The 24,253-nt window shown below is 44.2% G+C and carries 17 protein-coding genes; 15 read left to right on the top strand and 2 right to left on the bottom strand.

The features are described 5' to 3' along the window. Positions 1-211 precede the first annotated feature (211 nt). Positions 212-394, top strand: coding sequence for a hypothetical protein (locus tag IP485_RS07685; protein WP_198326727.1), 183 nt, complete (start codon positions 212-214; stop codon positions 392-394). Positions 395-438: 44 nt separating this feature from the next. Here the strand turns inward: IP485_RS07685 and IP485_RS07680 are convergent, their stop codons facing one another. Beyond that, positions 439-744: a hypothetical protein gene (locus IP485_RS07680; RefSeq protein ID WP_198326726.1), complete on the bottom strand. Its 306-nt coding sequence runs from the start codon at positions 742-744 to the stop codon at positions 439-441. A gap of 561 nt (positions 745-1,305) precedes the next feature. Here IP485_RS07680 and IP485_RS07675 point away from each other — a divergent pair. Beyond that, complete coding sequence (locus tag IP485_RS07675) at positions 1,306-2,019, top strand: DUF6977 family protein (protein WP_198326725.1); 714 nt, start codon at positions 1,306-1,308, stop codon at positions 2,017-2,019. 136 nt (positions 2,020-2,155) lie between these two features. Here the strand turns inward: IP485_RS07675 and IP485_RS07670 are convergent, their stop codons facing one another. Then, positions 2,156-3,460 carry a siderophore-interacting protein gene (locus tag IP485_RS07670; protein WP_198326724.1) on the bottom strand — a complete coding sequence of 435 codons (1,305 nt, stop codon included), beginning with the start codon at positions 3,458-3,460 and terminating at the stop codon, positions 2,156-2,158. A 174-nt stretch (positions 3,461-3,634) separates the two neighbouring features. Here IP485_RS07670 and IP485_RS07665 point away from each other — a divergent pair, with 174 nt between their 5' ends. From IP485_RS07665 to IP485_RS07605, 13 genes are all read left to right on the top strand, one after another. Then, a complete protein-coding gene (locus IP485_RS07665) occupies positions 3,635-4,399 on the top strand; it encodes an ABC transporter ATP-binding protein (protein WP_198326723.1) in 765 nt (254 codons plus the stop codon). Positions 4,400-4,448: 49 nt separating this feature from the next. After that, the gene (locus IP485_RS07660) at positions 4,449-5,477 is read left to right on the top strand and encodes an ABC transporter substrate-binding protein (protein ID WP_198326722.1); all 1,029 of its coding nucleotides are present in this window, start codon (positions 4,449-4,451) and stop codon (positions 5,475-5,477) included. After that, positions 5,474-7,648: a Fe(3+)-hydroxamate ABC transporter permease FhuB gene (gene fhuB, locus IP485_RS07655; protein WP_198326721.1), complete on the top strand. Its 2,175-nt coding sequence runs from the start codon at positions 5,474-5,476 to the stop codon at positions 7,646-7,648. Before IP485_RS07660 ends, fhuB begins: the two co-directional genes overlap by 4 nt. 356 nt (positions 7,649-8,004) lie before the next feature. Then, positions 8,005-9,354 (top strand): diaminobutyrate--2-oxoglutarate transaminase family protein, encoded by a 1,350-nt coding sequence (locus IP485_RS07650; RefSeq protein WP_198326720.1) that lies wholly within the window; start codon positions 8,005-8,007, stop codon positions 9,352-9,354. Positions 9,355-9,469: 115 nt separating this feature from the next. Next, the gene (locus tag IP485_RS07645) at positions 9,470-10,990 is read left to right on the top strand and encodes a pyridoxal phosphate-dependent decarboxylase family protein (RefSeq protein ID WP_198326719.1); all 1,521 of its coding nucleotides are present in this window, start codon (positions 9,470-9,472) and stop codon (positions 10,988-10,990) included. After that, on the top strand, positions 10,977-12,806 hold the full coding sequence (locus IP485_RS07640) for an IucA/IucC family protein (protein WP_198326718.1): 1,830 nt from the start codon (positions 10,977-10,979) through the stop codon (positions 12,804-12,806). Before IP485_RS07645 ends, IP485_RS07640 begins: the two co-directional genes overlap by 14 nt. 274 nt (positions 12,807-13,080) lie before the next feature. After that, complete coding sequence (locus IP485_RS07635; RefSeq protein ID WP_198326717.1) at positions 13,081-14,478, top strand: lysine N(6)-hydroxylase/L-ornithine N(5)-oxygenase family protein; 1,398 nt, start codon at positions 13,081-13,083, stop codon at positions 14,476-14,478. Positions 14,479-14,548: 70 nt separating this feature from the next. Beyond that, positions 14,549-15,151: a GNAT family N-acetyltransferase gene (locus tag IP485_RS07630; RefSeq protein WP_198326716.1), complete on the top strand. Its 603-nt coding sequence runs from the start codon at positions 14,549-14,551 to the stop codon at positions 15,149-15,151. Then, positions 15,151-16,635, top strand: a complete 1,485-nt coding sequence (locus IP485_RS07625) for an MFS transporter (protein ID WP_198326715.1) — start codon at positions 15,151-15,153, stop codon at positions 16,633-16,635. The genes IP485_RS07630 and IP485_RS07625 overlap by 1 nt, the downstream gene beginning before the upstream one ends. A 120-nt stretch (positions 16,636-16,755) precedes the next feature. Further along, positions 16,756-18,681 carry an IucA/IucC family protein gene (locus tag IP485_RS07620; protein ID WP_198326714.1) on the top strand — a complete coding sequence of 642 codons (1,926 nt, stop codon included), beginning with the start codon at positions 16,756-16,758 and terminating at the stop codon, positions 18,679-18,681. A 4-nt stretch (positions 18,682-18,685) separates the two neighbouring features. Further along, positions 18,686-20,791, top strand: a complete 2,106-nt coding sequence (locus IP485_RS07615; protein WP_198326713.1) for an IucA/IucC family protein — start codon at positions 18,686-18,688, stop codon at positions 20,789-20,791. Between the two features lie 97 nt (positions 20,792-20,888). Next, positions 20,889-21,551 (top strand): RraA family protein, encoded by a 663-nt coding sequence (locus tag IP485_RS07610; protein WP_198326712.1) that lies wholly within the window; start codon positions 20,889-20,891, stop codon positions 21,549-21,551. Between the two features lie 185 nt (positions 21,552-21,736). Then, positions 21,737-24,136, top strand: coding sequence for a TonB-dependent receptor (locus IP485_RS07605; protein WP_198326711.1), 2,400 nt, complete (start codon positions 21,737-21,739; stop codon positions 24,134-24,136). The last annotated feature ends 117 nt before the right edge of the window (positions 24,137-24,253 follow it).

Raw genomic sequence — 24,253 nt, 5'->3', positions numbered from 1 at the left:
ATAACCTCAAATATATCATCTTGCTTCGGCTATCACCCCTCCTTCAATTCCTCAGCATACTTTTTGATACACCACCAAATTATTTTCTCTCAAAAGGTATACCCCAAGGGAACCAGTTATTTCACCCCAAAAACCTATTAACAGACTACTCAAAACAGACTGGTATAATGGAACCACTTAAAAAATTCTAATAGACATAGGATTTTTCTCGATGCAAAACATTAAAAAGCAGACCACAATATCGAGCCTAGACTTTAATAATCTACGCAAACTCATGGATGCCTTAATTAATCTAAAAAAAATTGATGATCTAGATTCTCTTGATGCAGATTACAGTTTTGAATGGCAAGAAGATGCCAATGAGATGATTGATGGCATCAATAAGTATGTATAGCAAACATTAGCTAGCCTAGAGGCAGAGAGCTACCAAAATGCTTTCTATAGTCTGACTTCCTTGAGAATACGCCTACAGAATTTAAATGGCACAATAGATGGGATCACTAACGATGTCATCTTAATGAATTGTGATAATGAAGAATTCACTTGGCCACCATTGAATGAAGAATGTCGCCTTCTTGAGTGATGGCGCGAGCCTTGATACTCTGTGACCTGTCTTGTGTTTAGGGCTTGTTGACGATGCGGCTGCCAAAATTTTGCTTTGCTGATAATCTTATTGGTTGTTGTCTGGGCAGATAGCAGTGCTTGCTCTAGCGTCTGTAGAAACCAAATTAGCCATTCAGTCACATCCGAGTCACCTTTTTGTGTGCGCTCTAGTATTTAGGCCGACATACTTAGGTCATATTGCATAATTCTTCTCAAAAAATGCGGTGATTAACAATGCTATTCAATGCATATTATGCGGAGATTATCGCGGTTATTCTATGCATTCTACGTGTATAGGCGCATGTTCATGGAAATAATAGCGTATGTACGTTTCGGTTTGGTGATAAAGAACAGTCATCAATCAATTTGACTACGATCAGGATAAATTAAGACGAATATAGGTCAAATACACTGCTTATGTTTACACCATGCAAGGCATTGATGCAAAAAACTCAGTAAGGTTATCAATAACCTTGAAATAGGGTAGGATAAATGACTAAGAATAAGATAAACTGCCTCCGCGAGCGTTGACTCGGTTCAACGCATTTCAGATTGAGCAGCGATATCTTATTACTAGAAAGCAAAACCCCAATAATAAAGAACGTTGATAGCAGTGACAGAATCAGCTGTCATAAGTATTTTTGCTAGATTAATTATGAAAGAACACTTTATACAAGACCATTGATATTAAGGCACATCACTATGGAAGAAGTACCAAATACTATAGAACAAAGACCCGTATTCATGCCCAAAGTCAACAGTGACAATTTGGTAAAAACAGACATGGTTATGTTTGAGCGGCATGTGGGATTTGCGAGCAGACAAAAGAAAAAATCCATCAATGACCTGCAACAAGTCATTCGCAAAAAGTATGGATTTAAGCAAGTACTCGAGCTCTCTAGCAAGTCTGGCAATAAGCTAAGTTTTCCACTAAGCCCGTTCAGCTTACAGATTACCGATGAGCATGATGGCAATCCATATAGTGTCGAAAACGCCTTTCAAGCCAGCATGATCTTTGAAGATGGTGGTCCTTATATTGATTTACTGACAGTAGCGCCAAGACAAGCCCGCAAAGATGAACGACTCACAACCTCAGGTGAGCTCATTGGCTATAATTACTTTGGTATGGAGTGGGGCGTAGAGCCATTGACCACGTTTTATGACTGGCTGTACGTGAATGCTCTAAAGCAAAACCCTCAGCTACATGAGGAAGTGATTCAATATCAAGGGTTCACTGATATCACTTTTAATCCTAAGAAGTCTATTCATAGTGCAGCGTATGCGTTAGCGTTATTTGTGGCGCTACATAAACGAGAGTTGCTCGAAAATATTGAAGATCCGATGACATTTTATGACTTATGTAATGGTTTCAAAATCAGTAATACTGAGCATCTGTTGGAAGATGGTTGGGTTTAATGCTCAGCCCACCACTTAAATTTGTGCGTTAATACCCAGCAGTTGACCGATAAATACGCTATCGCTCAACTGCTGGGTATCTTTATTGCTGATCAAGATACCCATCTCAAACGCTGTAGAAAACCAATCGGAAAATCTAGGCCGTATGCCGCCAGTACGCTTTCACGATCACATCCGCTCGGCTCAAATCAAACCGCGCTCTTAGCTTATCTCGAACGGCTTTGACAGTACTAGCTTCTAGTGCGCCCCACACCTTATCAATCTGTATAGCATGCCGGCTCACATAATCACTCAGCTTGTCATCAATCACTGTGGCCAAGTCTTGCCCTAAGCTTGTTTGGTTTGCAGTTATGTGTAGTACGGTTTTCATACCTTTAGTACTATCAACACCTTCAATACAGTCGCTACTACTAACGCGACTGCGTATTTTCACATCATCAAAATAGCTCTGATCAGCTATGTCCTGCGTGACACAAATGATTAGTGGTGGCTTAGGGTTATTCCATAGCTCCAGCAATCGTGCAGCTGTTGGCATTGATGTCTCATCGACAATCAGTACCGCTTGTCCGTCTCTTAAATGCTCAACCTTTTCAGGAAACTCCCGTTTGGTAACGATGGTATCGCCTGCTTGTAACGACTGAGCCCAGTTGCCGCCCGGCGTATCTCCATGTAAAAAAACATCGACCCATGCTCGTATACCATCATCGGTATGCCATGCTTTTCTTAGCGTGTAATAACAGTGAGGACGAGTAGAGCGTACGTTATTTTTTTCATTGTCATTAACTGCATCGTCATCAGCTTTATTTTCATCAATGCTGTCAGTCATCAATGCCTTCGTTGTCGCATTGTGCTCTAAATCAAATAAGTATGCGTAACCAGCTTCGTTGATAGGTACTGATATCGAGCTTAGTGCGCCGTTAGTATTTCTTAATTGAACGTCATCATTTAGTTGAGCGTCATTTAATGACGGCATGCTCAACTCAAGGCGCAGCATATTTTTGCTGACGTTATAACTGCTTCGCACCTCAAATACTTGTTTGGTCAGTTTGATGGTTTTTTTGCCCAGCTTTTTGTCTGCTCTTTGTTTGAGCAAAATATATTGGGTTTGTAAGTCATCAGGATGGGTAATGGGTGCGGCAAAAGTAATAAAGAAAGCTTGGTCACGTAGGTTATTATCTTGAGAGACTAGCGGCTGCTCTAGGTGTTTTGGGTATGTTTGTAATGCGATACCTTCAGCGTAGATCGCTGTAATTTGTGCATCTACGTGATTTAATTCGGCTGTAGGTATAGAGGTAAATGCACTCAAAAATCCAAGTAGCTCATCAAGATGCTCTTCATTGATATGAGCGATGATGTCGTCTATTTCAGGGGCATCCAATAGAGTATATGAATTGTTTTGCTTATAAAGGAGGTTTTCAGTAGGTAAGAGGATATTGGCCATTTTAATACTCATAAAGAACAGTAAGTTGAGAAGTGGAGCCTTCTATTTTAGTTAATGATAATTGTTTTTATTATCGTTTACGAGTAAAATCAACTTTTATTGTCGTTCTGGCCTTAATAAAGCGATTGCCATCGACCCTACTTTCTTCAATTTTTATCAAAAATGAGTGCTTATATGCTACGTGCAAACCAGCTGACCATCAGCCGTCAAGGAAATACTCTATTAGACAATGTGAGCTGTGATATTGATACCAATCAATTAGTGGCTTTGGTTGGGCATAATGGGTCTGGCAAGTCGACCTTGATTAAAGCATTGGCAGGCGAGATGGCAAGTAGTAGTGGCGATGTCACATTAGACGAGCGCAGCATCAATGATTACGGCAACAAGGAGTTGGCGCGGCAGATGGCATATTTACCGCAGCAACTACCTGAAGCGGCTGGATTCACGGTGCGTGAGCTGGTCATGCTAGGACGCTACCCACATCAAAAATGGCTACAAAAGCCCACCCAAATAGATAAAGAAAAAGTCGCACAAGCATTAAAGTTGACTCAAACCGAAGCGTTTGCTGATCGAATCACGGCCACACTATCAGGCGGTGAGCGCGCGCGTGCTTGGCTCGCCATGTGTCTGGCACAGGATACCCGTTACCTATTGCTCGATGAGCCACTTGCTGCCCTTGATATGCATTATCAAATCGAGGTCATTCAGCTTATTCGTCGTTTGGTCGATGAGCAAGGCTTGAGCGTGGTGATTATTATCCACGATATCAATTTGGCCGCGCAGTATGCCGATCGAATCATCGCACTGAAAAATGGTCAGGTATGTCACAACGGCGATATCGCCAGTACCATGCAACCTACCGTGCTACGCGATATCTTTAATGTCGATATGCAGCTGCTCAGTCACCCCATTACTGGACAGCCTGTCGCAGTCGCTTAACGTCTTACTTTTGCTCCCTTTTTTAATTCGCCTACAAAGATATGCTTCTATGCCTCCCATTTTTTGTACAGAACAATCATCTAAACGTTCAATAGATACACCTAAGCCAGTATCAGTGACGTCATTGACAACACTGAAATGGTTCGCGCTCTCATTGTGCTTGATATTGACGGCCTGTAATAACCAGACGTCCACACAAAACAGTACCGATCAGCTCGATGAATTACCATCAAGCATTACCTCAGCAGCAGAAAAAAGTGATAGCGATAGGATGAATATCGCCTCTCCTGACTGGGGCAATGCGGCGACGTTGACAGCGATGGGGCATGCACCAATTGCGACAGGTGATATAAGGGTTTGGGATAGATGGGTTGGAAGCCCTAAACTGCCATCATCAACCGTAGATTTGGGCATCCGCTATCAGCCCAATGCTGAGCTAATTGCCCAACTGCCTGTTGATATGGTGATAGACAATTACTTTTATGAGCATGCGCGTAACTTATATGGTGATGTGCCTGCTGAGTCTGTGATGTCTGCGGCAAAAGGAGAGATAGCAACGTGGGCGGACTATACCGAACCGACGCGAGAGCTAGGTGCACTCATTGATAACCCAGAGATGGCTGAAGACTATATTGCACAAAGTCAGAAAGAGATACAGCTAGCCAGTCAGCAATTGCAGCAGCGTTATCCAAGAGTCAAAAAGTTTGCGGTGGTGCAGTTTTCGGATGCTAACAATATGCGTATGTATGTGGCAAACAGCTTATTTCAACCTGCGTTAGAGCAGATGGGTAGAGAGCTTGTGGTATTGGGCAAAGGCAATAATTGGGGATTTGTGCCGATACGGATGGGAGATTTGGCGCAATTAGATGATGAGACTTGTTTATTAATTATCGACCCACTCAGTCCAATCACTAGAGCTGAAATTGATGACAGCTTGATTTGGCAGCGCCTGGGTTATGGCAATACCCGCTGTGTAGGTGAGCTACCTCCAGTATGGATTTATGGCGGTATGTCGTCATTGGTAAGCCTAGCAAATAACTTGTCAGACGTTTCATTAAAAGGCGGGGATGTACTATGAGCGCCAATATAAATACTCACAACAATCCTATCAATAACCACACCGACAGTGCTCATACGATGACATCAGCTTCTGAAACCGTAACGACTCCAAAATCATTATCGTCGCCATCTTCATTGACGTCATCAAAACAGTCATCATCACCACTGAGTCAGCCACCCAATCAACCCAATCCCCAGACTTCTTTGTTTGCCAGTATGTCTTGGCGACTATGGGCCATGCTCATCGGACTAGCAGCGTTGTCGTTATGGAGCAGTTGGGTGCTACTAGATCAGCAGTGGACACGCCCAATTTGCGATTTGCTCATACCAAGCTCGCAACTGGATATTGCCAGTATGGCGATACAGCTGCATATAGTGGCGACCAGCGTGGTGGCGTTGTTGGCTGGCGGGCTATTAGGTGTGGTCAGTATTTTGCTACAGCAATTGGTAAAAAATCCCTTAGCATCCGATACAACGCTAGGTGTGGGCGTGGGTGCACAGTTGGCCATGCTCATCGTCACGTTATTTTTGCCAAGCTTGGCCATTTATGGTGGACTTTATGTGGCCTTTGTGGGGGCTATCATCAGTATGGGCCTGGTATTTGCCTTATCAGCACCCAGTCGATTTAATCCATTGATTTTGATATTGGCCGGTTTGGTGGTCAATATTCTGCTGGCCGCGGTGGCCAATGTACTGGTGTTGTTTTTTGCTGAGCGTAGCAATGGCATGCTGTCATGGGCGGCTGGGTTTTTGGCACAAAACAGCTGGCATACCAGTATCGCGCTAGTCATCACTGCTATTTTGATGGCGGTCGTATGTCTACCATTACTAAAGCCATTAACGCTGATGAGCCTAGATGACACGCAGGCAAAACGTCTGGGTGTGCCTATTAATGGCATTCGTGCACTTGTTGTGCTGGTTGTTGCCGTTGTGACCGCCTTAGTGATTAGCGAAGTTGGTTTAATTGGTTTTATTGGTCTTGGTGCAGCAAGTTTGGTCAATGCGCTGGGCATCTCTGCTATTGGTAAGCGTTTGGCCACTGCCTTTGGATTGGGAGCACTTCTGTTATTATTGACCAGCAATGTCGCATTACTGCTTGAGCCGATACTTGATATGCAGATTCCAGCTGGTGCCATGACAGGCATCTTGGGTGCACCGTTGATTATTTGGCTAATTTTACGTCAGCGCCGCGCGCGGATAGAGACAGTGACGCCGATGCTTACAGGTAAGCATACCTCCATTGCATTTTGGCGATGGGGCGCTGGTGTGCTCGCCCTTATCCTGCTGGCTTGTCTGTTTGTGCAAGATATCAATGGGTGGGGACTCAGTACGGACTGGGCACTCACGCAGCAATACCGCTTGCCTCGTAGTTTGAGCGCTGCTGCCACAGGCTTGATGCTAGCAGTGGCCGGTGTGCTACTGCAAACCTTAACGCGTAACCCCATGGCCAGTCCTGAGGTGTTGGGGGTCAGTTCTGGCGCGGCACTTGGGGTTATTTTAGGGTTTTTATTATTACCAAGTTTAGGGCTATCCGCTGGCGCAGGGACGTTGCTGGTTTCAGGACTCTCAGGTGCGATGGCTGTGCTGCTATTGATTATTTGGCTAGCACGCAGGGTGAGCTCAGGTTATTTATTATTAGTAGGTATAGGTATTGCCGCCATGATGGACGGGGTGATGCATATGGTCAAGCTCTCAGGAGATCCGCGTCTAGAAGCAATGCTCAGCTGGCTGTCAGGGACAACTTATAGCGCCCAGCCCAGTACGGTATGGTATCTCATTGGTATTGCCGCTATCTTATTTGTACTCAGTCTACTGCTGATAAAACCCTTGCGTGTCCTTGGCTTAGGCACAGGTGTGGCGCGTAATCTAGGTGTGGCAGTCACGCCCGTTACCTTGTCACTACTGGCACTAGTAGCAGCGCTTAGCACAGCCAGTACGCTTGCCGTTGGCCCATTGAGCTTTATTGGTTTAATGGTGCCGCATTTGGCTACTTCGCTAGGCGCTGTAAAGCTCGAACGGCAATTGCCATTAGCTGCCCTCTTAGGGGCAGGGGTGATGGTGATAGCAGATTGGATTGGCCGTTATGTTATTTTCCCTTATGAGCTGCCTGCTGGCACGATTGCGGCGATTATCGGTGGTGGCTACTTCTTGTGGCTCATTCGTAAGGTTCCAGCTTCAGCCAATAGATAACCGCCGTTTTAGATAGTTACTGGCAAATGATTTAAGCGAGCACAGATAGTCCAAAACTATCTGTGCTGGGTAGCTGTGCGCCGCTGATTCGTTAACGGTCTGTGATGGTTTTCTTCATCTTTAGTTCATCATTCTGAACTTCACGCTAACAGCTCTCTTTATCGTGTTCATCTACCGAAAAATTCGCAAACTGGGTTGACAGTCAATCATTGCTAGTAGATACTACGCTCCATAAAAGATAATGATTATCATTTACATTATCATTTAATATAAGCGAATGATGTTTTGAGAAGTAAGTACCAACACTTATTTTTGAATGTTTATCCAAGACGACTGACAATAACAAGGCTGAAGCTATGGACACGATCCTTTTAGACAAACCACTTGATAACGAATGCTACTTACACCGTCAAGAACAATTTGAATCGAAGGTTCGCAGTTATCCACGTAAGCTACCTTTTGCGATTCAATCAGCCAAAGGGGCGTGGATTACTGATGTGGAAGGTAATGAGTATATCGACTGCCTATCAGGTGCTGGCACGCTGGCACTTGGACACAATCATCCCGTAGTCATAGAAAGCATCAAAGCGCTATTAGATAGCAATCTACCGATGCATACATTGGACATTACTACACCTTTAAAAGACAAATTCAGCGAGTTCATGTACAAACTACTCGCCACCAATAGCGATGAGTATTGCTTGCAGTTTTGTGGCCCGACGGGTGCTGATGCGGTAGAAGCGGCTATTAAACTGGCCAAACAAGTCACGGGTCGTTCAGGTGTTGTTAGCTTCAGCGGTGGCTATCATGGCATGACACATGGCGCGCTGGCGGTGACAGGGAACTTGGCACCTAAACAAGGTATCGAAGGTCTGATGAGCTCGGTACAGTTCTTACCTTATCCCAATATGTATCGCTGCGCGTTTGGCTTGCCTTTTGAGCAAAGCATTCATGCCCATATGAGCTACTTTGAAAACTTCCTAAAAGATGTAGAGAGTGGCGTGGTAAAACCAGCTGCAGTCATCTTAGAAGTCATACAAGGAGAAGGCGGTGTCAACCCTGCGCCCATAGAGTGGCTGAAGCATGTGCGCCGAGTGACAAAAGAGCTGGGCATTATGCTGATCATCGATGAAGTACAAACCGGGTTTTGCCGTACCGGACGTTGGTTCGCTTATCAATATGCTGATATTGATCCCGACATGATTGTGATGTCAAAAGCAATTGGCGGTGGGCTGCCACTTGCGGTACTGGGTATCAAAAAACAATACGATGTATGGCAAGCAGGCAATCATTCTGGCACGTTTAGAGGCAATCAATTAGCCATGGCGACTGGCCTGGCCACTCTCAATTACTTAAAAGACAACAACGTTGCTGACTATGTTTTAGAAATAGGTGCATGGTTCATGGCGCAGTTAAAAATACGCCAACAGCGCTATCCAAAAATGGGCCAAGTCAGAGGACGTGGTCTCATGATTGGCATAGAGGTTATCAATCCTAATCTACCTAAGCAAAATGACGGTAGCTATCCAGCAGACAGTGATGTGGCTGCCAAAATCCAGCAATCATGTTTTAAGCATGGATTGGTGATTGAAAAGGGCGGGCGCGGTGGCACCATACTGCGATTATTGCCGCCACTCAATATAACCAAAAATGAGCTGCAGCAAGTCTTGCAGAGGCTTGATATGGCGCTAGAGGACAATCAATAGTCTTGCCAGCGCTTTAGCATGATTCACACATTTATAAAAAACTCTGATAACAACTCTAATAATAAGTCACTTATTTGCGATTTATACAATCGTGGAATAAACAAGTGAGGACATTTTGCATTTATTAAATCAGCAAACCAGTGAGCAATATGTCACGCATATGCAAAAAACCAGCGCTGTCATCAAACAGTGGCTAGACGACAATAACGTCTATTTGGGCGGCACACCGCAACAAGTGCAAGTAACCAATGCCTTTAGCATCCGTGAACAAGGCCGAGACATCGACACGATACTCGCTGATATTCAAAGTAAGTTTTTACCCAGTTGTGTGTCAACTGCCAATGCGAATTGCTTAGCGCACTTACATCCACCCACACTGGTCATCGGTCAGATTGCTGAGATGATTATCGCGGCTACTAACCAAAGTATGGACTCGTGGAATCAAAGCCCAGCAGCGACCTATATCGAAAAAGACTTAATCCACTGGTTATGTCAACGTTGTCAGTTTGATGACATCTCTAATGCCCTCTTTGATGAACAGATAGGCCATAACGCTGGTGGTGTCTTTACCAGTGGCGGTACGCAAAGTAACCTGATGGGTCTACTGCTGGCACGCAATCAATTCTACAAGGCTAAGGGCGTTGATGTGCAAAAGGACGGCCTGGTGGGTCAGCCTGTTGGCAACATCCTGTGCTCAGACCAAGCGCACTTTTCTATTGAAAAAAATGCGGCGCTACTAGGTCTAGGTCAAAAATCCGTCATTAAAGTAGCGACCGATGCATCAGGTGCCATGCTGATGTCTGACTTACAACATCAGATAGATCAGCTAGGTACTGACAATGTGATGGCCATCATCGCAACTGCGGGCACAACGGACTTAGGTGCTATTGATCCTCTAATGTCTATTGGCAAAATTTGCCGTGATGAACAGATATGGCTACATGTCGATGCAGCATGGGGCGGGGCATTGCTATTATCACAGCGCTATCGACACTTGATTGAGGGTCTGAATCAGGCTGACTCTATTACCTTGGACTTTCACAAACATTTCTTCTTGCCAATCAGCTGCGGCGCTTTTCTCTTACGAGACAATCAAAATTTTGAGAGCATTCGCCATCATAGCGAATATCTAAACTCTGCTGATGACGAACAAGACAATATCCCAAACTTAGTGACGTATTCTTTACAGACCACACGCCGATTCGATGCCTTAAAGCTGTGGATGGCACTGGACTTACTGGGAACGGATGACTATGCAGCCTTGATTGATAGCTGTCTGGATACTGCCAAGCAGGCGGCAAAGCTGATTGATGCAAATGAAAATTTTGTACTGGTACATGAGCCTATTATCAGCAGTGTTTTGTTTTACTTTACACCCAAAGATACCGAGCTATCTGATGAGCAACTCGCACAGCTCAATCGCCACATTGCACAAGCATTATTGGTCAATAACATCGCCAATGTGGCCACCACTCAGCTTGAGCAGCGCCTTTGCCTTAAATTCACCATTCTAAATCCCAATACCCAAATCAATGATATTGCAGACATCATTGAGCAGATGGCTATTGCTGGTTTTAACCGACTCAATTCTGACAACCTGAACGTTGATGGGAAAAAACAACATGATGCAGCATAAAACGCTTGATCGTCTCACACTACAAAATCTAATCAATGCTTACTGTTTTGAAACTGGGCACGGCGATATTATTGCCGTAGAGCAGCAGGATGATATACAGAAGCAGGCCTCACAAAACAAGCCTCTATTAGTGCTAATGCTATTGCCTTCGAACACGGTAATGGTCGTACCTGTTGATAGAGTGAGTCAATTGGGTCAACATCGTTTGGCGGGCACGCCGCTTATATTGAATAAGCAGGTAAGCATACGATCAGACTCAAAATTAGACACGCAACTGGACGACCCTTTACAAAACAGCCGATGGATAAAGTCCTCTGCTATGAGCCTAGCGTCTTTGATTATTGAAGACATCGTGCATCGTTATAAAGACAAAGCGACGCTAGATGCCAATGGCGTATTAAAGCGCTGGATTGAGAGTTATGAGGGGCTACAGATTATTTTAGAGCATCGTAATGATGAGATTGATGACATCGTTGACTATCAGCAAGATTTTATTCAGACCGAACAAAACCTTATTTACGGTCATGCCATGCATCCTACACCCAAAGGCCGTGCTGGTTTTTATGGTGCCGAGTGGGCGAAGTATGCGCCCGAGACCAGTAGCAAAACCCAGCTGCATTATTGGCTAGTGCACCCCAGCTGCATTACAGAAGAATTCGTAGATGGCGAGAGTATTACCACAGCGCTAAAATCCAAGCTACAAGCTGATATGAGTGGCTATCAACAGCAACTTGTCAATGAACATCCTGACTATAAGCTGTTGCCATTACATCCTTGGCAAGCAAGGTTTTTGCAGCAGCAGCCGTGGTATCAAAAGCTGCTAGAAAAAGGCCAATTGTTTGACTTGGGTGAGCTCGGTTGGTATCTGCATCCAACGACATCAGTACGCACGCTAGCGGCCTTTGATGCACCTTGGATGTTTAAACTGTCGTTGTCTGTAGCGATTACCAATTCGGTGCGGATTAACCTGCCCAAAGAATGTAAACGCGGGATGCATGCCTGCCGAATCTGGCGTAGCGACTATGGTACTCAGCTCAAAACCGAGTACCCTACGATTGCGGTATTGAATGACCCTGCTTGGATTGCCTTACGTGTGGATGGAAAAATCATTGATGAGACTATTTGTATCTTGCGTGACAACCCTTTTACAGAGGATACGCAAGTCACCAATCTTGCCAGCTTAAGCCAAGACCATCCAACTCGTCTCACCAACCGTTTAGAGACATTGTTTAAGTCTATCCATAAACGGACAGATGAACCTTTAGAACAGGTGGCTATCCAGTGGTTTGACACTTATTTACAAGTTGGTTTTATACCGCTTATTCATATGTATTATCAGCATGGTATTGGGTTTGAGGTACATCAGCAAAACAGTCTGATCGAGCTAACAGACGGCTATCCTACTAAGTTTTGGGCCAGAGACAATCAAGGGTTTGGCTATATTGCAGAGTATGCCATGCCGCTCATTGACGCTTATCCCGAGCTTATTAGCGAAGGAGAGTGCGTCATTCCAGAAGACTTTGCCGACTCAAGATTTGCCTATTATTTAGTTGGCAACAGTATATTTGGCCTTATCACTGCTATTGCTCGTACTAAGCTTGTGAGTGAGGAGACATTAATCACGACGTTTAAAGAATGCTTAATAGCGTTAGAGCAACAATACCCACATCGCTCGTTATTTGACTTGTTGTTGCGTAGTCCTACATTGCCGTTCAAGGGCAATCTACTCACCAGACTCTATGCACTCGATGAGCTGACCGCACCTGTTGAAACCCAGTCTATTTATGTCGACATCCCAAACCCTATGATGACGTAGCACGTCATATTGGAACGGCAAAATTAGCACACGATAAAAGTTAGGGTTCAACAAGAATTAGGGCGTGTCCTCAATTCAATCGATAGTTATCTAAATGGGTTAAAAATGGCTAAATCTTGTCAAATGGCGTCAAATAGCTGACTAATATCTCGATATTATCTGCGCTATTTTCCTTGTTTGACTGCAATTTATCTCATTTTTATCACCATTTTTAAAATGAGGACACGCCCTAGCAGCAGAATTAACGTGACCACCAAATCACTAAGGGGCGACCGTGTTAGATATTATTGGTATTGGCGTAGGGCCGTTTAATTTAAGTTTGGCGGCATTACTGACAAAGACCGACGTAACCGCCAAGTTTTTTGAGCAAAAAGCTGAGTTTAATTGGCATAAAGGCATGATATTGCCAAACACCACACTACAAGTGCCTTTTATGGCAGACTTGGTGACGATGATAGACCCAACCAGTCCTTATTCATTTTTGAATTATTTGCATACTCAGCACCGATTGCTTAAGTTTTACTTTTTAGAAGAGTTTAAAATTTATCGTAAAGAGTACAATCATTATTGCCAATGGGTAGCAGAGCAGCTAGATAGTTTGAGCTTTGATGCGGCAGCGATCGACGTGGCGTTTGACGACAATAATGATGGGTTTTTAGTGACAGTCTCTGAACAAGGTACACAAAACACCTATCATGCTAAAAATTTAGTTATAGGGACGGGCACACAGGCCACGCTACCACCATCGTTGCAGGACATTGCCAAACAAGCGCCTAACCGCTGTATGCACACCGCCCATTTCGCAGACAATTTTGACTTGGACAGCCTCAATAATGCTAGTAGCCTTGATGTGAATAGCACCAAGACTGAAGGCAAACTGACCAAAATATTGGTGTTGGGATCTGGGCAGTCCTCAGCAGAGGTGTATCGAACCTTGTTCGATCAGCAGTTTGATGGCGATGATAGTACTAATGACGACCCTAAGTTTCAGTTAGATTGGATGACTCGCTCGGCAGGATTTTTCCCCATGGAGTATTCCCCATTAGGTTTAGAGCATTTTAGCCCTGCGTATACAGACTACTTTTATGAGTTAGACTCAGCAACCAAACCCCAAGTCACTGCCAAGCAAGACCTGCTCTATAAAGGCATGGGCTTTGAGACCATACGTGATATCTATCATCGTCTCTATGAGCGCAGTATTACCAATCAAGATCTGCATTCGACGTTGCTGTCTAACTGTGAAGTGGTTGAAGCCACTCTGACAACAATGCTAGAAGCGCCAGAACCGACAGACACCATAAAACTGGTAGGTAGACAGCGTGAGCAGAATCAAGATTTTACTGCTGAGTATGATTGTGTGATTGCTGGTACAGGCTATCGTTACGGTCTGCCTGAGTGTTTAAACACGATACTGCCTAGCATTGCGCATGATGCGTTTGAGCAGCCAATCATTGATAGAGACTATGCACTGAAATATGTGCTGACGGATCAAAAAGATATCACGACTGATGGCAAAATTTTTGTGCAAAATCAAGAGGTGCATACCCATGGCGTTGGGGCACCAGACTTAGGGCTGGGTGCTTATCGAGCAGGATGTATCATCAATCAGTTAACAGGTGAGCAGACTTACGACACCGATGCCTTAAAAGTATTTCAAAATTTTGGCGCGTAATGTTTTATAAGACTCGTATTTCATAAAAATTCTATTAATCACATAACAATATAACAATCAGGAGCAAGTCATGCCGACCATCACCCAAAACTTACCTGATACTTTTAGTATTGAAGCTTATCAAAAGACGTTTGCGTTGAGACCTGTCAACTATCCAGATGATATGCCATTGCTGTATAAATGGATGCATGCTGAGCATGTGGTCGATCAGTGGCAGCTACATCTCCCGATGCCGCAATTAAAAACCCACTTTGAAAAAATGCTGGCCGATGACCATCAGCGTCTCTACCTCATACTTTGTGATGATAAGCCGATTGGCTATACAGAGATTTATGAAACGGCTCGTGACCGCTTGTCTCATTATTACAAAGCCAAGGAGACGGACATGGGTTGGCATATTTTGCTTGGCGATCCGGCGGTGGTTGGCAAAGGCTATCTAAAGCCCACAGGCATGATGATTACCAAGTTTATATTTGAGCATACTGAGGCCAAAAAAATCGTGGGTGAGCCCGATAGTAAGGTTGAGGTGTATCAATGGCTAGCAGATAGCTTTGCCTATAGAGTACAACGCCTGATTGAGATGCCAGAAAAGACCGCCGCCTTGTATTTTTGCAATCGCAATGAGTTTTTAGAATCTAGAGGGTATCTCAGCTTTTATGGTGCCACTGCTTAATGAGCAAAGCACCTATAAATAAGGCATCTACCAATGAGTCGCCTATAAACGAAGCCTCGAATAGTAGTGGTAATGGCTTTACCGACAAACAGGTACAGCAGGTGTTGCTGACACTACTGCTCGGCGGTACGGTGGTCAGCTTTAGTAATAGCGCGCTCAATCCAGCGATTCCTGTCTTTATGTCGGTGTTTGATGTCGATATCGTGATGGGCGGCTGGGTGCTAAATGCTTATGTATTGGCCATGAGTGTGGGGCTGATGCTGAGTGGCTACTTAAACAAAAAGTTTCCTTTTAAGCATGTTTATTTGGCGGCAATTTTTGGATTTATGCTGGGCTCAGTCATTGGGATGCTGGCGTCTAGTATGAGCTTTGTCATCATTGCCAGAGCCATACAAGGACTGAGTGGCGGTCTGATTATCCCGCTGTCTATTGGTATGCTATATCAGATTTATCCGCAGAAGCAGCACGGCAGAGTAATGGCGCTATGGGGCATTGTTATTATGATGTCGTTGGCGTTTGGCCCTTTGGTAGGTGCTTACTTGGTTGAGCAGTTTGCGTGGTGGACACTGTTTGCCATTACCTTGCCACTTAGTATGGTGGTCATGGCGATGGTGTGGTGGTTAATACCTGATATGCGCTCACATGATGAAAAAAGCCCTTTCGATACCATCGGGTTTATCAGCTTACTCACTTGGCTGCTTGCGATGATGGTTTGGCTGAGCACGCTGAAGATAGACTTTACTGGTGGATTGTTCAGTAGTGACGGATTATTAAAGATAGCCACGTTGGGTTTATTGTCTGTCGGATTTTTACTGTCCGCGATGGTTTGGTGGGCCTATGAGCGGCGTCAGCGTCATCCGTTATTAAACGTGCGCTTGTTCAATAGTAAAACCTATTTACACAGTAATATCATTAGCATTAGCCAAACAGTCGGTTTGATGCTGTGTCTCTTGCTATTACCCGTGCTGATACAAGACGTGATGGGCGAGAGTGCTTTATGGACAGGTGTTGTCCTGATGGTCGCGACGCTCGTGGCCAGTATCACCACGCATTACGCTGGAAAGATGGTAGATAAGCAAGGTGCCAGAGGGATTGGCATCGTAGGAATTGCGATTAGTGCGCTGTCTACCTTGATGCTGGCATGGTGCTTGTATCAGCCCACGCTTTGGCTATTAATGCTAATTATGAGTATGCGAGGCGTCGGAGTGGGTCTGGCGTACCTACCAACCACTACCGTTGGGTTTAGCAGCTTACCCAAAGACGCAGTCACTGAGGGAGCCGCCCTTAATAACATCAGTCGCCGCATCATCTCTACCATATTTATCACGCTGTCCACCCTTTATATAGGCAGTCGAAGTGCGCAGTTATTAGCAGCAGGTAGTAGTGACGGCATGGCAAGCGCGATCCAAGAAATACTGGTAGTAATCGCGGTGATTTTATTATTCACGATTCCTTCAGCGTGCAAATTACCACGATCCCCATAAACAAATACCCCGTATCGGGGTTTACTTTAACTTATTAACGTAAATAATTATCATTCGCTTTACACGCATCTAAATTCATACTTTTATTTGATTCAATTTTCAGACAGGAAGCTTATATCTATGTCCAATAATCTAGCAAACTCTACCAAAAATAATAATAGTGCAAATGTCACTTATGCAACTAAACCGTGGCAAGCACCTGTTAATTCTCAAATTATCGCACGCGCTGAGCAACGAGTGATTAAGCAATTGCTACAAGCATTGTTATATGAAAATATCATTGATTTTGAATCTGAAAGTGCGAACACCGCTAATGACAGTGCTGACAGTGAGACTCTGCTGAATTTTATTATCAAAGTAGATGGTGATGTCTGTTATACCGCGCAAGGCTATATTCATTACAGTTTTGACATCATTCGTTTGAATGAGTTAAATGTGCAGCGAGTGGTTAATGGTGTTGCTCAAGACGCTATTCTTGAGCATGTGATCAGTGATATCTTGCTCAATATTGAAGGTGCAGAACTCAAAGACAGCTTTATCAAAGAGCTGCGCCATACCTTAGTGAACGAAACACAGTCTCAGATACTGATGTCTAATATGCCTATGCCTATTGATACGCTCACTTATGAGCAACTCGAAGGCTATTTGACGGCAGGGCATCCTTATCATCCGTGTTTTAAGTCTCGTATTGGTTTTGATTTGCAAGATAACTATGACTATGGCCCAGAGTTTGATCAAAATATCGGTGTGGTGTGGTTGGCGGTCAAAAAAGAGCTACTGGTGAGCAATACCACTACTGACATCGATATCAATGAATGGGTGAAAGATTATGTGGGTACTAGTGAATTTGATGCACTCAATGCCAAACTCACAGAAGTACTTGCAATCGCAAATAAGCAAGACGAAGGTACGGCTAATAATTATTGCTTAATACCTGCGCATCCTTGGCAATGGCAAAACACATTAATTCAAGCATTACAGCCACTGCTTGCCACGCAGGAAGTTATCTACTTAGGTAGTGCGGGTCATCAGTACCGCGCTCAGCAGTCTATTCGCTCATTGACGATGCTTGGTAATGCTGATGACAATGTTAATAATGACGTCAGTAATAATAAAGCCTACCTAAAGCTAAGTATGCACCTGATTAACACCTCAAGCACACGAATACTGGCAAAGCATACCGTGATGAATGCGGCTGTTGTCACCACTTGGTTAAATCAACTGATTGCAGATGACAAAACTGCCCAAGCATTACCCATTGCGTTTTTAGGTGAGACCGTTGGCGTTAGTTTAGACCATGAGGCGTTACGCACACGTGGCTATCAGCATCCAAATATGTATGGCGGGCTGGCTGCGATTTGGCGGGAAAATGTCAGTCAGTATCTATCAAAAGGTCAAACTGCATTTCCGCTCAATGGTGTCAGTTATATCAATGCTGACGGCTCGCATCTGATAGCACCTTGGCTTGATAAATATGGTGTAGAGACATGGATTGCGCAGTTAATTAAGGTCACTGTTACCCCTTTGTTACATATCCTATTTGGTTATGGTGTGGCATTAGAGTGCCATGCGCAAAACATCATCTTGGTACATGAAGATGGTTATCCCGTAAAAATATTATTAAAAGACTTGCATGACGGGGTTCGCTATTCACCCACGCATTTGACTCAACAACACTTGCGTCCAGACTTTTATAGCTTGCCACCTGCTCATGCTGCCTTAAATAGAGGCTCATTCATCGAGACCGAAGATACAGATGGCATTCGTGATATGACGGTTGCTTGCTTGTTTTTTGTGGCATTGTCAGATATTGCGATTTTTATACAGACGTATTATAACTATGCTGAAGTGGCGTTTTGGCAACAGGTTGCTGACTGCGTAACTGACTATCAAACCTCTCATCCAGAGCATCAAGTACGCTTTGACTTGTTTGATGTATTCGCTGAACAAACGCGCATTGAGTCATTGGCTAAGCGCCGATTATTCGGAGATAAGGCATTCCCGATTAAATATATTAACAACCCATTGTTTAAAAGTCAGGGGTAAGACGATGCATACCTTATTTCCTGTGCAAACTTCTGCGCAAAACAGCCCTCTTGATGTAAATCCTGAACCAGATATCGAGGCCATCCAATGGTCGCTGATTAGTCATTTGGTAGAGTGCTTTCTATTAGAGCAGTGGGTGGAAGAGCGCTATATTCAGGTAACAACCACCGCTGAGTATTTAGCAAATCATCAGACGACTCAAGCTCAAAATGTACGTCAATCTTTAGAAATGCTATCAGAGCAATATCGAGATTTCTTTGACCAAAATAACCCGTTAATGGTGATAAGAATCGACCAAGAGAGACAGTTATTACTACTGATAGAGCCTGCTTACGCGTCACCGTGGCGATTGTCTAAATCTTGTCTGCCTGTCATACACAACGTCAATGCCAGTCTGAACAACAATTTGAATGACAGTCTTGATAGTAATCTTAATAATAGCCATCATGTAGATAGCGCTTTGCTAGAGCCAGTAAGCTCAGCACAGCAGTTGTTAGATATCTTTTTATCAATGATGGATAGTGCCAGCTTATCTGATATCGGTGTCTTAAAGCTAAAAGAAAGCTTAGAGGTTTCATTTATAGCGCAGCAACAGTCAGCAGTGGCAAACATCACGACTACAGTATGTCAGAATCCGCATTGGTATCAAACCTTGATTGCAGCGGAGCAGTGGGCCTCACTGATGGATCGTCCTTTTCATCCACTGGCAAAAGGTAAATTGGGCTTTACGGCAACAGAATACAAACGTTATATGGCAGAGTTTAATCAGCCCATTACGCTGGCATGGGTCGCCATTGCCAAAAGCCATGTCATGGTGGCAGAGCATGTTCAAGACACAACAACGCAAAATCCAGCGAAATATCTTTTGGATACTACGCAGCAGCAGAAGTTGATGCGAGAGCTAGATGACAAAGGTATTGCAGACACGCACATTGCGATGCCCGTACACCCTTGGCAAATGACTCATGTGATTGATGAGATGTATGCCGACGATCTTGCCAATGGCACAGTTGTCGCCCTGACTTTTGATGCACTCATCACTTATGCCAGCTCATCCATGCGCAGTATGTTAATTGATGCTGATACGCCAAATAGCATTAAGCTGCCTATAGGTGTGTACGCACTAAACTCAAAACGCTACTTGCCAGCCCTCAAGCTGATCAATGGTGAAAAAAACCAAGCCATATTGATGCAGGCAAGAACATTAGACCCTGAGCTATCAGCACAGCTACGGTTATGGGATGAACGTCTGTGGTGGGGTTATATGTTGCCCTCTCATTTGCATGATAAAAGCGCTATCAATCCTTATTTTTATCAAGAAAAACCCACGCATTTAGGCGCGATGCTACGTCAACTGCCAGCAGATCTTTGTGACGATACGATTCAACTGTTACCCATGGCAAGCTTGGGCATGTTGGTCTATAAGCAAGGTGTCAGCCATCACATTTTTGACGGGATTGCTCAGGAGGGCATTCATAGTACTAGCCAAAACAGCTTTCAAGAAGGCTCGCCAAAGAATAAGAAACTCGCTGTCATAGCGTGCTTTAAAAGTCTTTGCGATATGTTTTTGGGGACGATGCTTCGCTGCTTACGCCTAGGGTTTGCGCCCGAGATGCACGGGCAAAATATTGTTATCGTATTAAAAGACAATCGTTTTACCAGTCTGTTATTACGTGATCATGATTCCGTACGTATCTATCCACCATGGCTGGCACGCCATAAAATAGCAGATCCTGAATATCTGAGCCCACCAGGTTTTAAAAATCATCTATATCGAGAGACGCCGAAAGCGCTGATATTTTATCTACAGTCGCTAGGGTTACTGGTTAATCTTCGGGCGATTATCGAGTCATTGGTTGAGCACTATCATATCAATGAAGAGACTCTGTGGCACGAGGCAATGACTAGTATCGAGGAATCCTTAGTGACTATCGATTTTGATGATGATCAGCGTCAGATACTCCGTGATGGGTTATTAAACAGTTCACATTACCCGCATAAAACATTGCTATTGCCTGTGATTACCCGTGGCGCTGATCCTCATGGCAGTATGCCAGCGGGAGAAAGTAAAACGATCAATCCGTTCAAGCGTGTCAAGAAAAGCCGCTAGCCAATTAACTCTTTTAACTAACTAATAGCTACTTAGTGATGCGACAAAAGTTATCAAGAAACAAGCAAAAGCTAAAAAGTGCGATAGTGAGAATATAATGAATGACATCGATATTAATGATCTTATGGATGCTTATAAAGAGATAGGCACTTCAACCATTGGTCATCTAACGGGAGTAGGGTATTTACCAGATATCAAAGCACTCAATCCTTGCACGGCTACCATAGTCGGCCGAGTGTTGACGGTGCAACTAACCTCTGACAACACGGATGCGATCAATCAGGCATTGATTCAAGCAGCGCCTAATGATGTGTTATGTATTGATGCTCAAGTATTAGGCATCAAGGCATGTTGGGGAGCACTGCGAACTTGCGCGGCTATCTATGAGAAGCTATCCGCCGTCATTGTCATTGGACAGGCAACGGACTCGGTACAAATTGAGCAGCTGGGCTTCCCTGTATTTGCACAAGGTATCAGTTCCATAACCACTTTCAAGAGCAACCAAGCACCAGGCACAGGCACGCTAGCATCCGATATTGCCTATCGCTCTGGTGAGCAGACAACGATGATCTGTTCAGGCGATATCGCTCTGATGGATAATGATGGTGTGTTTATACTGCCTGTTGATGTAGCGCAGCAGCTATTACTAGATTGCCAAAAAAAGCACAAAGCAGATGAGGCTAAGTTTCAGATGTTTTTTGAGGCCTATACTCATAACGCATTAGATGAACTGTTTAGTAGCTCATCAAATACACGATAGACAGTTAAACTTACGATTGTCACAGAGCATTACTTACTAGCAATATAGAAATATATATAGAAATAGAAATGATTATCATTTAGAATGTGCTTCACAAAGTTAGTACACACAGTATCATTAGCTAAATATGACTCATACCACTGTCTATCTATCCAACTAAGTGAAATAACATAAGTGAAATAATCATGAAAAGCCATCATCAAGTTGCTCTATCTGTTCTCACCCTTTGTATTAGCCAGCAACTGTATGCTCAAACCAATATCAATGAAGCGAATGCCGTATCAGATGTGCAGGCTTCGACAGAACTGACGTCAAACTCAGCAGCAAACTCGTCGTCAGATGAGACACCTAATGTGACTTTAGACACTATCAATGTCACGGCTAAAGCCAGAACGGGTACGGCGCTGGCTCAGAAGATTAGTGAGATGCCAGCCGTCACGCAAGTAATTACTGAAAGCGAGATTCAGATGCAGGCGACGGGCAACCGTACCACTGGTGACATCTTGGCACAGCTGATTCCGAGCTTGGGTACCAGTAGTGGTTCGACCAGTAACTACGGCACCACCATGCATGGCCGTCCAGTACAGTTTTTGCTAAATGGTGTACCGTTAAGCGGTTCACGCAGTCTTTCACGTGAGCTTAACAGTATTGATACGTCACAGCTTGAGCGGATAGAGGTGCTTTCAGGTGCCACCAGTATCTATGGTGCTGGCGCGTCAGGTGGTCTGATTAACCTTGTGACTAAATCTCTGGTGGGTTATGGCCCTATTAGACAAACCAGAGTGGGCGTTAGTAGTAGCCGCGACTTTGATTCAGATTCATTTGGCTATAACGTAGGGCAAACATTAGGATATGGCGGCGAGCGGGCTTATGGACGCTTAGATGTTGATTATGAGACCAAAGGCGGCAAGTTCGATAGCAAAGGCGACCGAGTTAGTCCTGATGTCAATCAAACGGATCAACAAGATACCGAGTCACTAAGTGTGAATGGTAGCTTAGGTGTAGAGCTAACGGATACCCAACGTCTTGATCTCGCAGCGACTTACTATAAAGATAAGCAAGATACCGACTATGGCCCAGACTACGGTGATGGTTTAGCCGTGTTGTTTGGCGCAAAACCTTCCTTAAAAGCCATCGATGGTGCCAACGTAGAAAACCAGCCTTATACCGAAAAAAGCTCCGTGAATTTAAATTATAGTGATGATGATTTTGCGGGTTCAGGTTCTAGCTTAAGTGTAACGGGCTACTATAGAGATGAAAAAGGCCGTTTTTATCCTTCTGCCAAGAGTGCAGCAACCCAAGCAGCTGAAGTATGGCAGGCCAATGGTTTGACTAACGAAAACACAGTGAACAAGCTTACCAGTGCCGCAGTATTTGTGACCCAGTCAGAAGCTGATATCGAAGTGATGGGTCTACGTGCAGCCATGCAAACTGAAACCGAAATCGCAGGCAAAAACACACTATTTAGTTATGGTGTGGATGTCGAACGCGAAAACAGTGAGCAGACCTATTATGGTCAAGACTTAAATATATTTCTTGCAAGTAATGGCTTGACCGCCCAAACCAATGGGCTTACTTACAATGGTGGGCCAGATACCACCATCGATAAATTGGGTGCTTTTGTCAATGCAGATATTGACTTGACCGACAAGTGGCATACTAGTGCTGGCGTGCGTTATCAAAAGCTAAAATCTGAGACTGATACCTTTACGCCCATCTATGAGCAGCTGCTTGAAGAGTATTTTAATAGTTCTGCTATTAGCGGGACAAGTGCAGCTTATGGCATTGACTATCAAGCAGGCGACGTAGAAAAAGGCAACACCGACCATGACAAAGTACTTTTCAATCTTGGTACCAGCTATCAGATAACATCGAAAGATCAATTGTTTGCCAATTTTTCACAAGGTCTTGATACTGCAGATATACAGCGAGCACTGCGTGATGTGCGTGCAGGTTTCGTGGTTAACTCAGACAATGTTCAACCGATTGCAACCAATAACTACGAGTTTGGTTGGCAGGGCAAACACGGCGATACAGCGGCACGCTTAAGCGGTTTTTATAACGAATCAGATAAAGTAGTGCGCTTTACAGACAGCTATACTGTCGAGGTTGTAGATACTAATGAGCGTGTTTATGGCGTAGAAGGTTCACTGACTCATGACCTTAGCGATCAGTGGCAAGTAGGTGGTAGTGTGGCATATACCCGTGGTCAATATGACTATAATGGTGATTGGCTGGAGCTGGATGCTGTACGCCTAACACCACTAAAAGGCACCGCATTTGCTCAGTATAACTTTGATGAAGGCAGCAACATACGTCTACAAGCATTGGCCGTTGGCGGTGATGACAGAGCCTCTAAAGATCAACAAAAAGACCCTGATTCTAGTGCATTGCCAGTTACGGGTTACATGACACTTGATGTGTTGGGACAAGTAGAGATGCCAGTAGGCCGAGTAGGTTATGGGGTTTATAACTTGCTCAATAAAGACTATTTAACAGTTTATCATCAGACCACGTATGGTGATCTGAACCGTTTACCTGCAGCAGGCACGACTTATGGTTTGAGCTATACTGTTGACTACTAAATCAACAAATAGTTGAGTTCGAGTAATTTCGATATAAGTCAATCGAGTGCAGCTATACAGTAGTATGGTTAACGAGGATGGCGATGTAGCGGATTTATGTAGATATGACTATAGAAG

The sequence above is a fragment of the Psychrobacter sp. NG27 genome (genome assembly GCF_016106655.1).
Classification (GTDB): Bacteria; Pseudomonadota; Gammaproteobacteria; order Pseudomonadales; family Moraxellaceae; genus Psychrobacter.
This window is presented reverse-complemented; position numbering and strand designations above follow the sequence as displayed.

What these genes read in the sequence shown, in the direction of transcription:
- IP485_RS07685 (WP_198326727.1), top strand. Translation starts at nt 212, where the DNA reads ATGCAAAACATTAAAAAGCAGACCACAATATCGAGCCTAGACTTTAAT.
- IP485_RS07675 (WP_198326725.1), top strand. Translation starts at nt 1,306, where the DNA reads ATGGAAGAAGTACCAAATACTATAGAACAAAGACCCGTATTCATGCCC.
- IP485_RS07670 (WP_198326724.1), bottom strand. Translation starts at nt 3,460, where the DNA reads ATGGCCAATATCCTCTTACCTACTGAAAACCTCCTTTATAAGCAAAAC.
- IP485_RS07665 (WP_198326723.1), top strand. Translation starts at nt 3,635, where the DNA reads ATGCTACGTGCAAACCAGCTGACCATCAGCCGTCAAGGAAATACTCTA.
- IP485_RS07660 (WP_198326722.1), top strand. Translation starts at nt 4,449, where the DNA reads ATGCCTCCCATTTTTTGTACAGAACAATCATCTAAACGTTCAATAGAT.
- fhuB (WP_198326721.1), top strand. Translation starts at nt 5,474, where the DNA reads ATGAGCGCCAATATAAATACTCACAACAATCCTATCAATAACCACACC.
- IP485_RS07650 (WP_198326720.1), top strand. Translation starts at nt 8,005, where the DNA reads ATGGACACGATCCTTTTAGACAAACCACTTGATAACGAATGCTACTTA.
- IP485_RS07640 (WP_198326718.1), top strand. Translation starts at nt 10,977, where the DNA reads ATGATGCAGCATAAAACGCTTGATCGTCTCACACTACAAAATCTAATC.
- IP485_RS07630 (WP_198326716.1), top strand. Translation starts at nt 14,549, where the DNA reads ATGCCGACCATCACCCAAAACTTACCTGATACTTTTAGTATTGAAGCT.
- IP485_RS07625 (WP_198326715.1), top strand. Translation starts at nt 15,151, where the DNA reads ATGAGCAAAGCACCTATAAATAAGGCATCTACCAATGAGTCGCCTATA.
- IP485_RS07620 (WP_198326714.1), top strand. Translation starts at nt 16,756, where the DNA reads ATGTCCAATAATCTAGCAAACTCTACCAAAAATAATAATAGTGCAAAT.
- IP485_RS07615 (WP_198326713.1), top strand. Translation starts at nt 18,686, where the DNA reads ATGCATACCTTATTTCCTGTGCAAACTTCTGCGCAAAACAGCCCTCTT.
- IP485_RS07610 (WP_198326712.1), top strand. Translation starts at nt 20,889, where the DNA reads ATGAATGACATCGATATTAATGATCTTATGGATGCTTATAAAGAGATA.
- IP485_RS07605 (WP_198326711.1), top strand. Translation starts at nt 21,737, where the DNA reads ATGAAAAGCCATCATCAAGTTGCTCTATCTGTTCTCACCCTTTGTATT.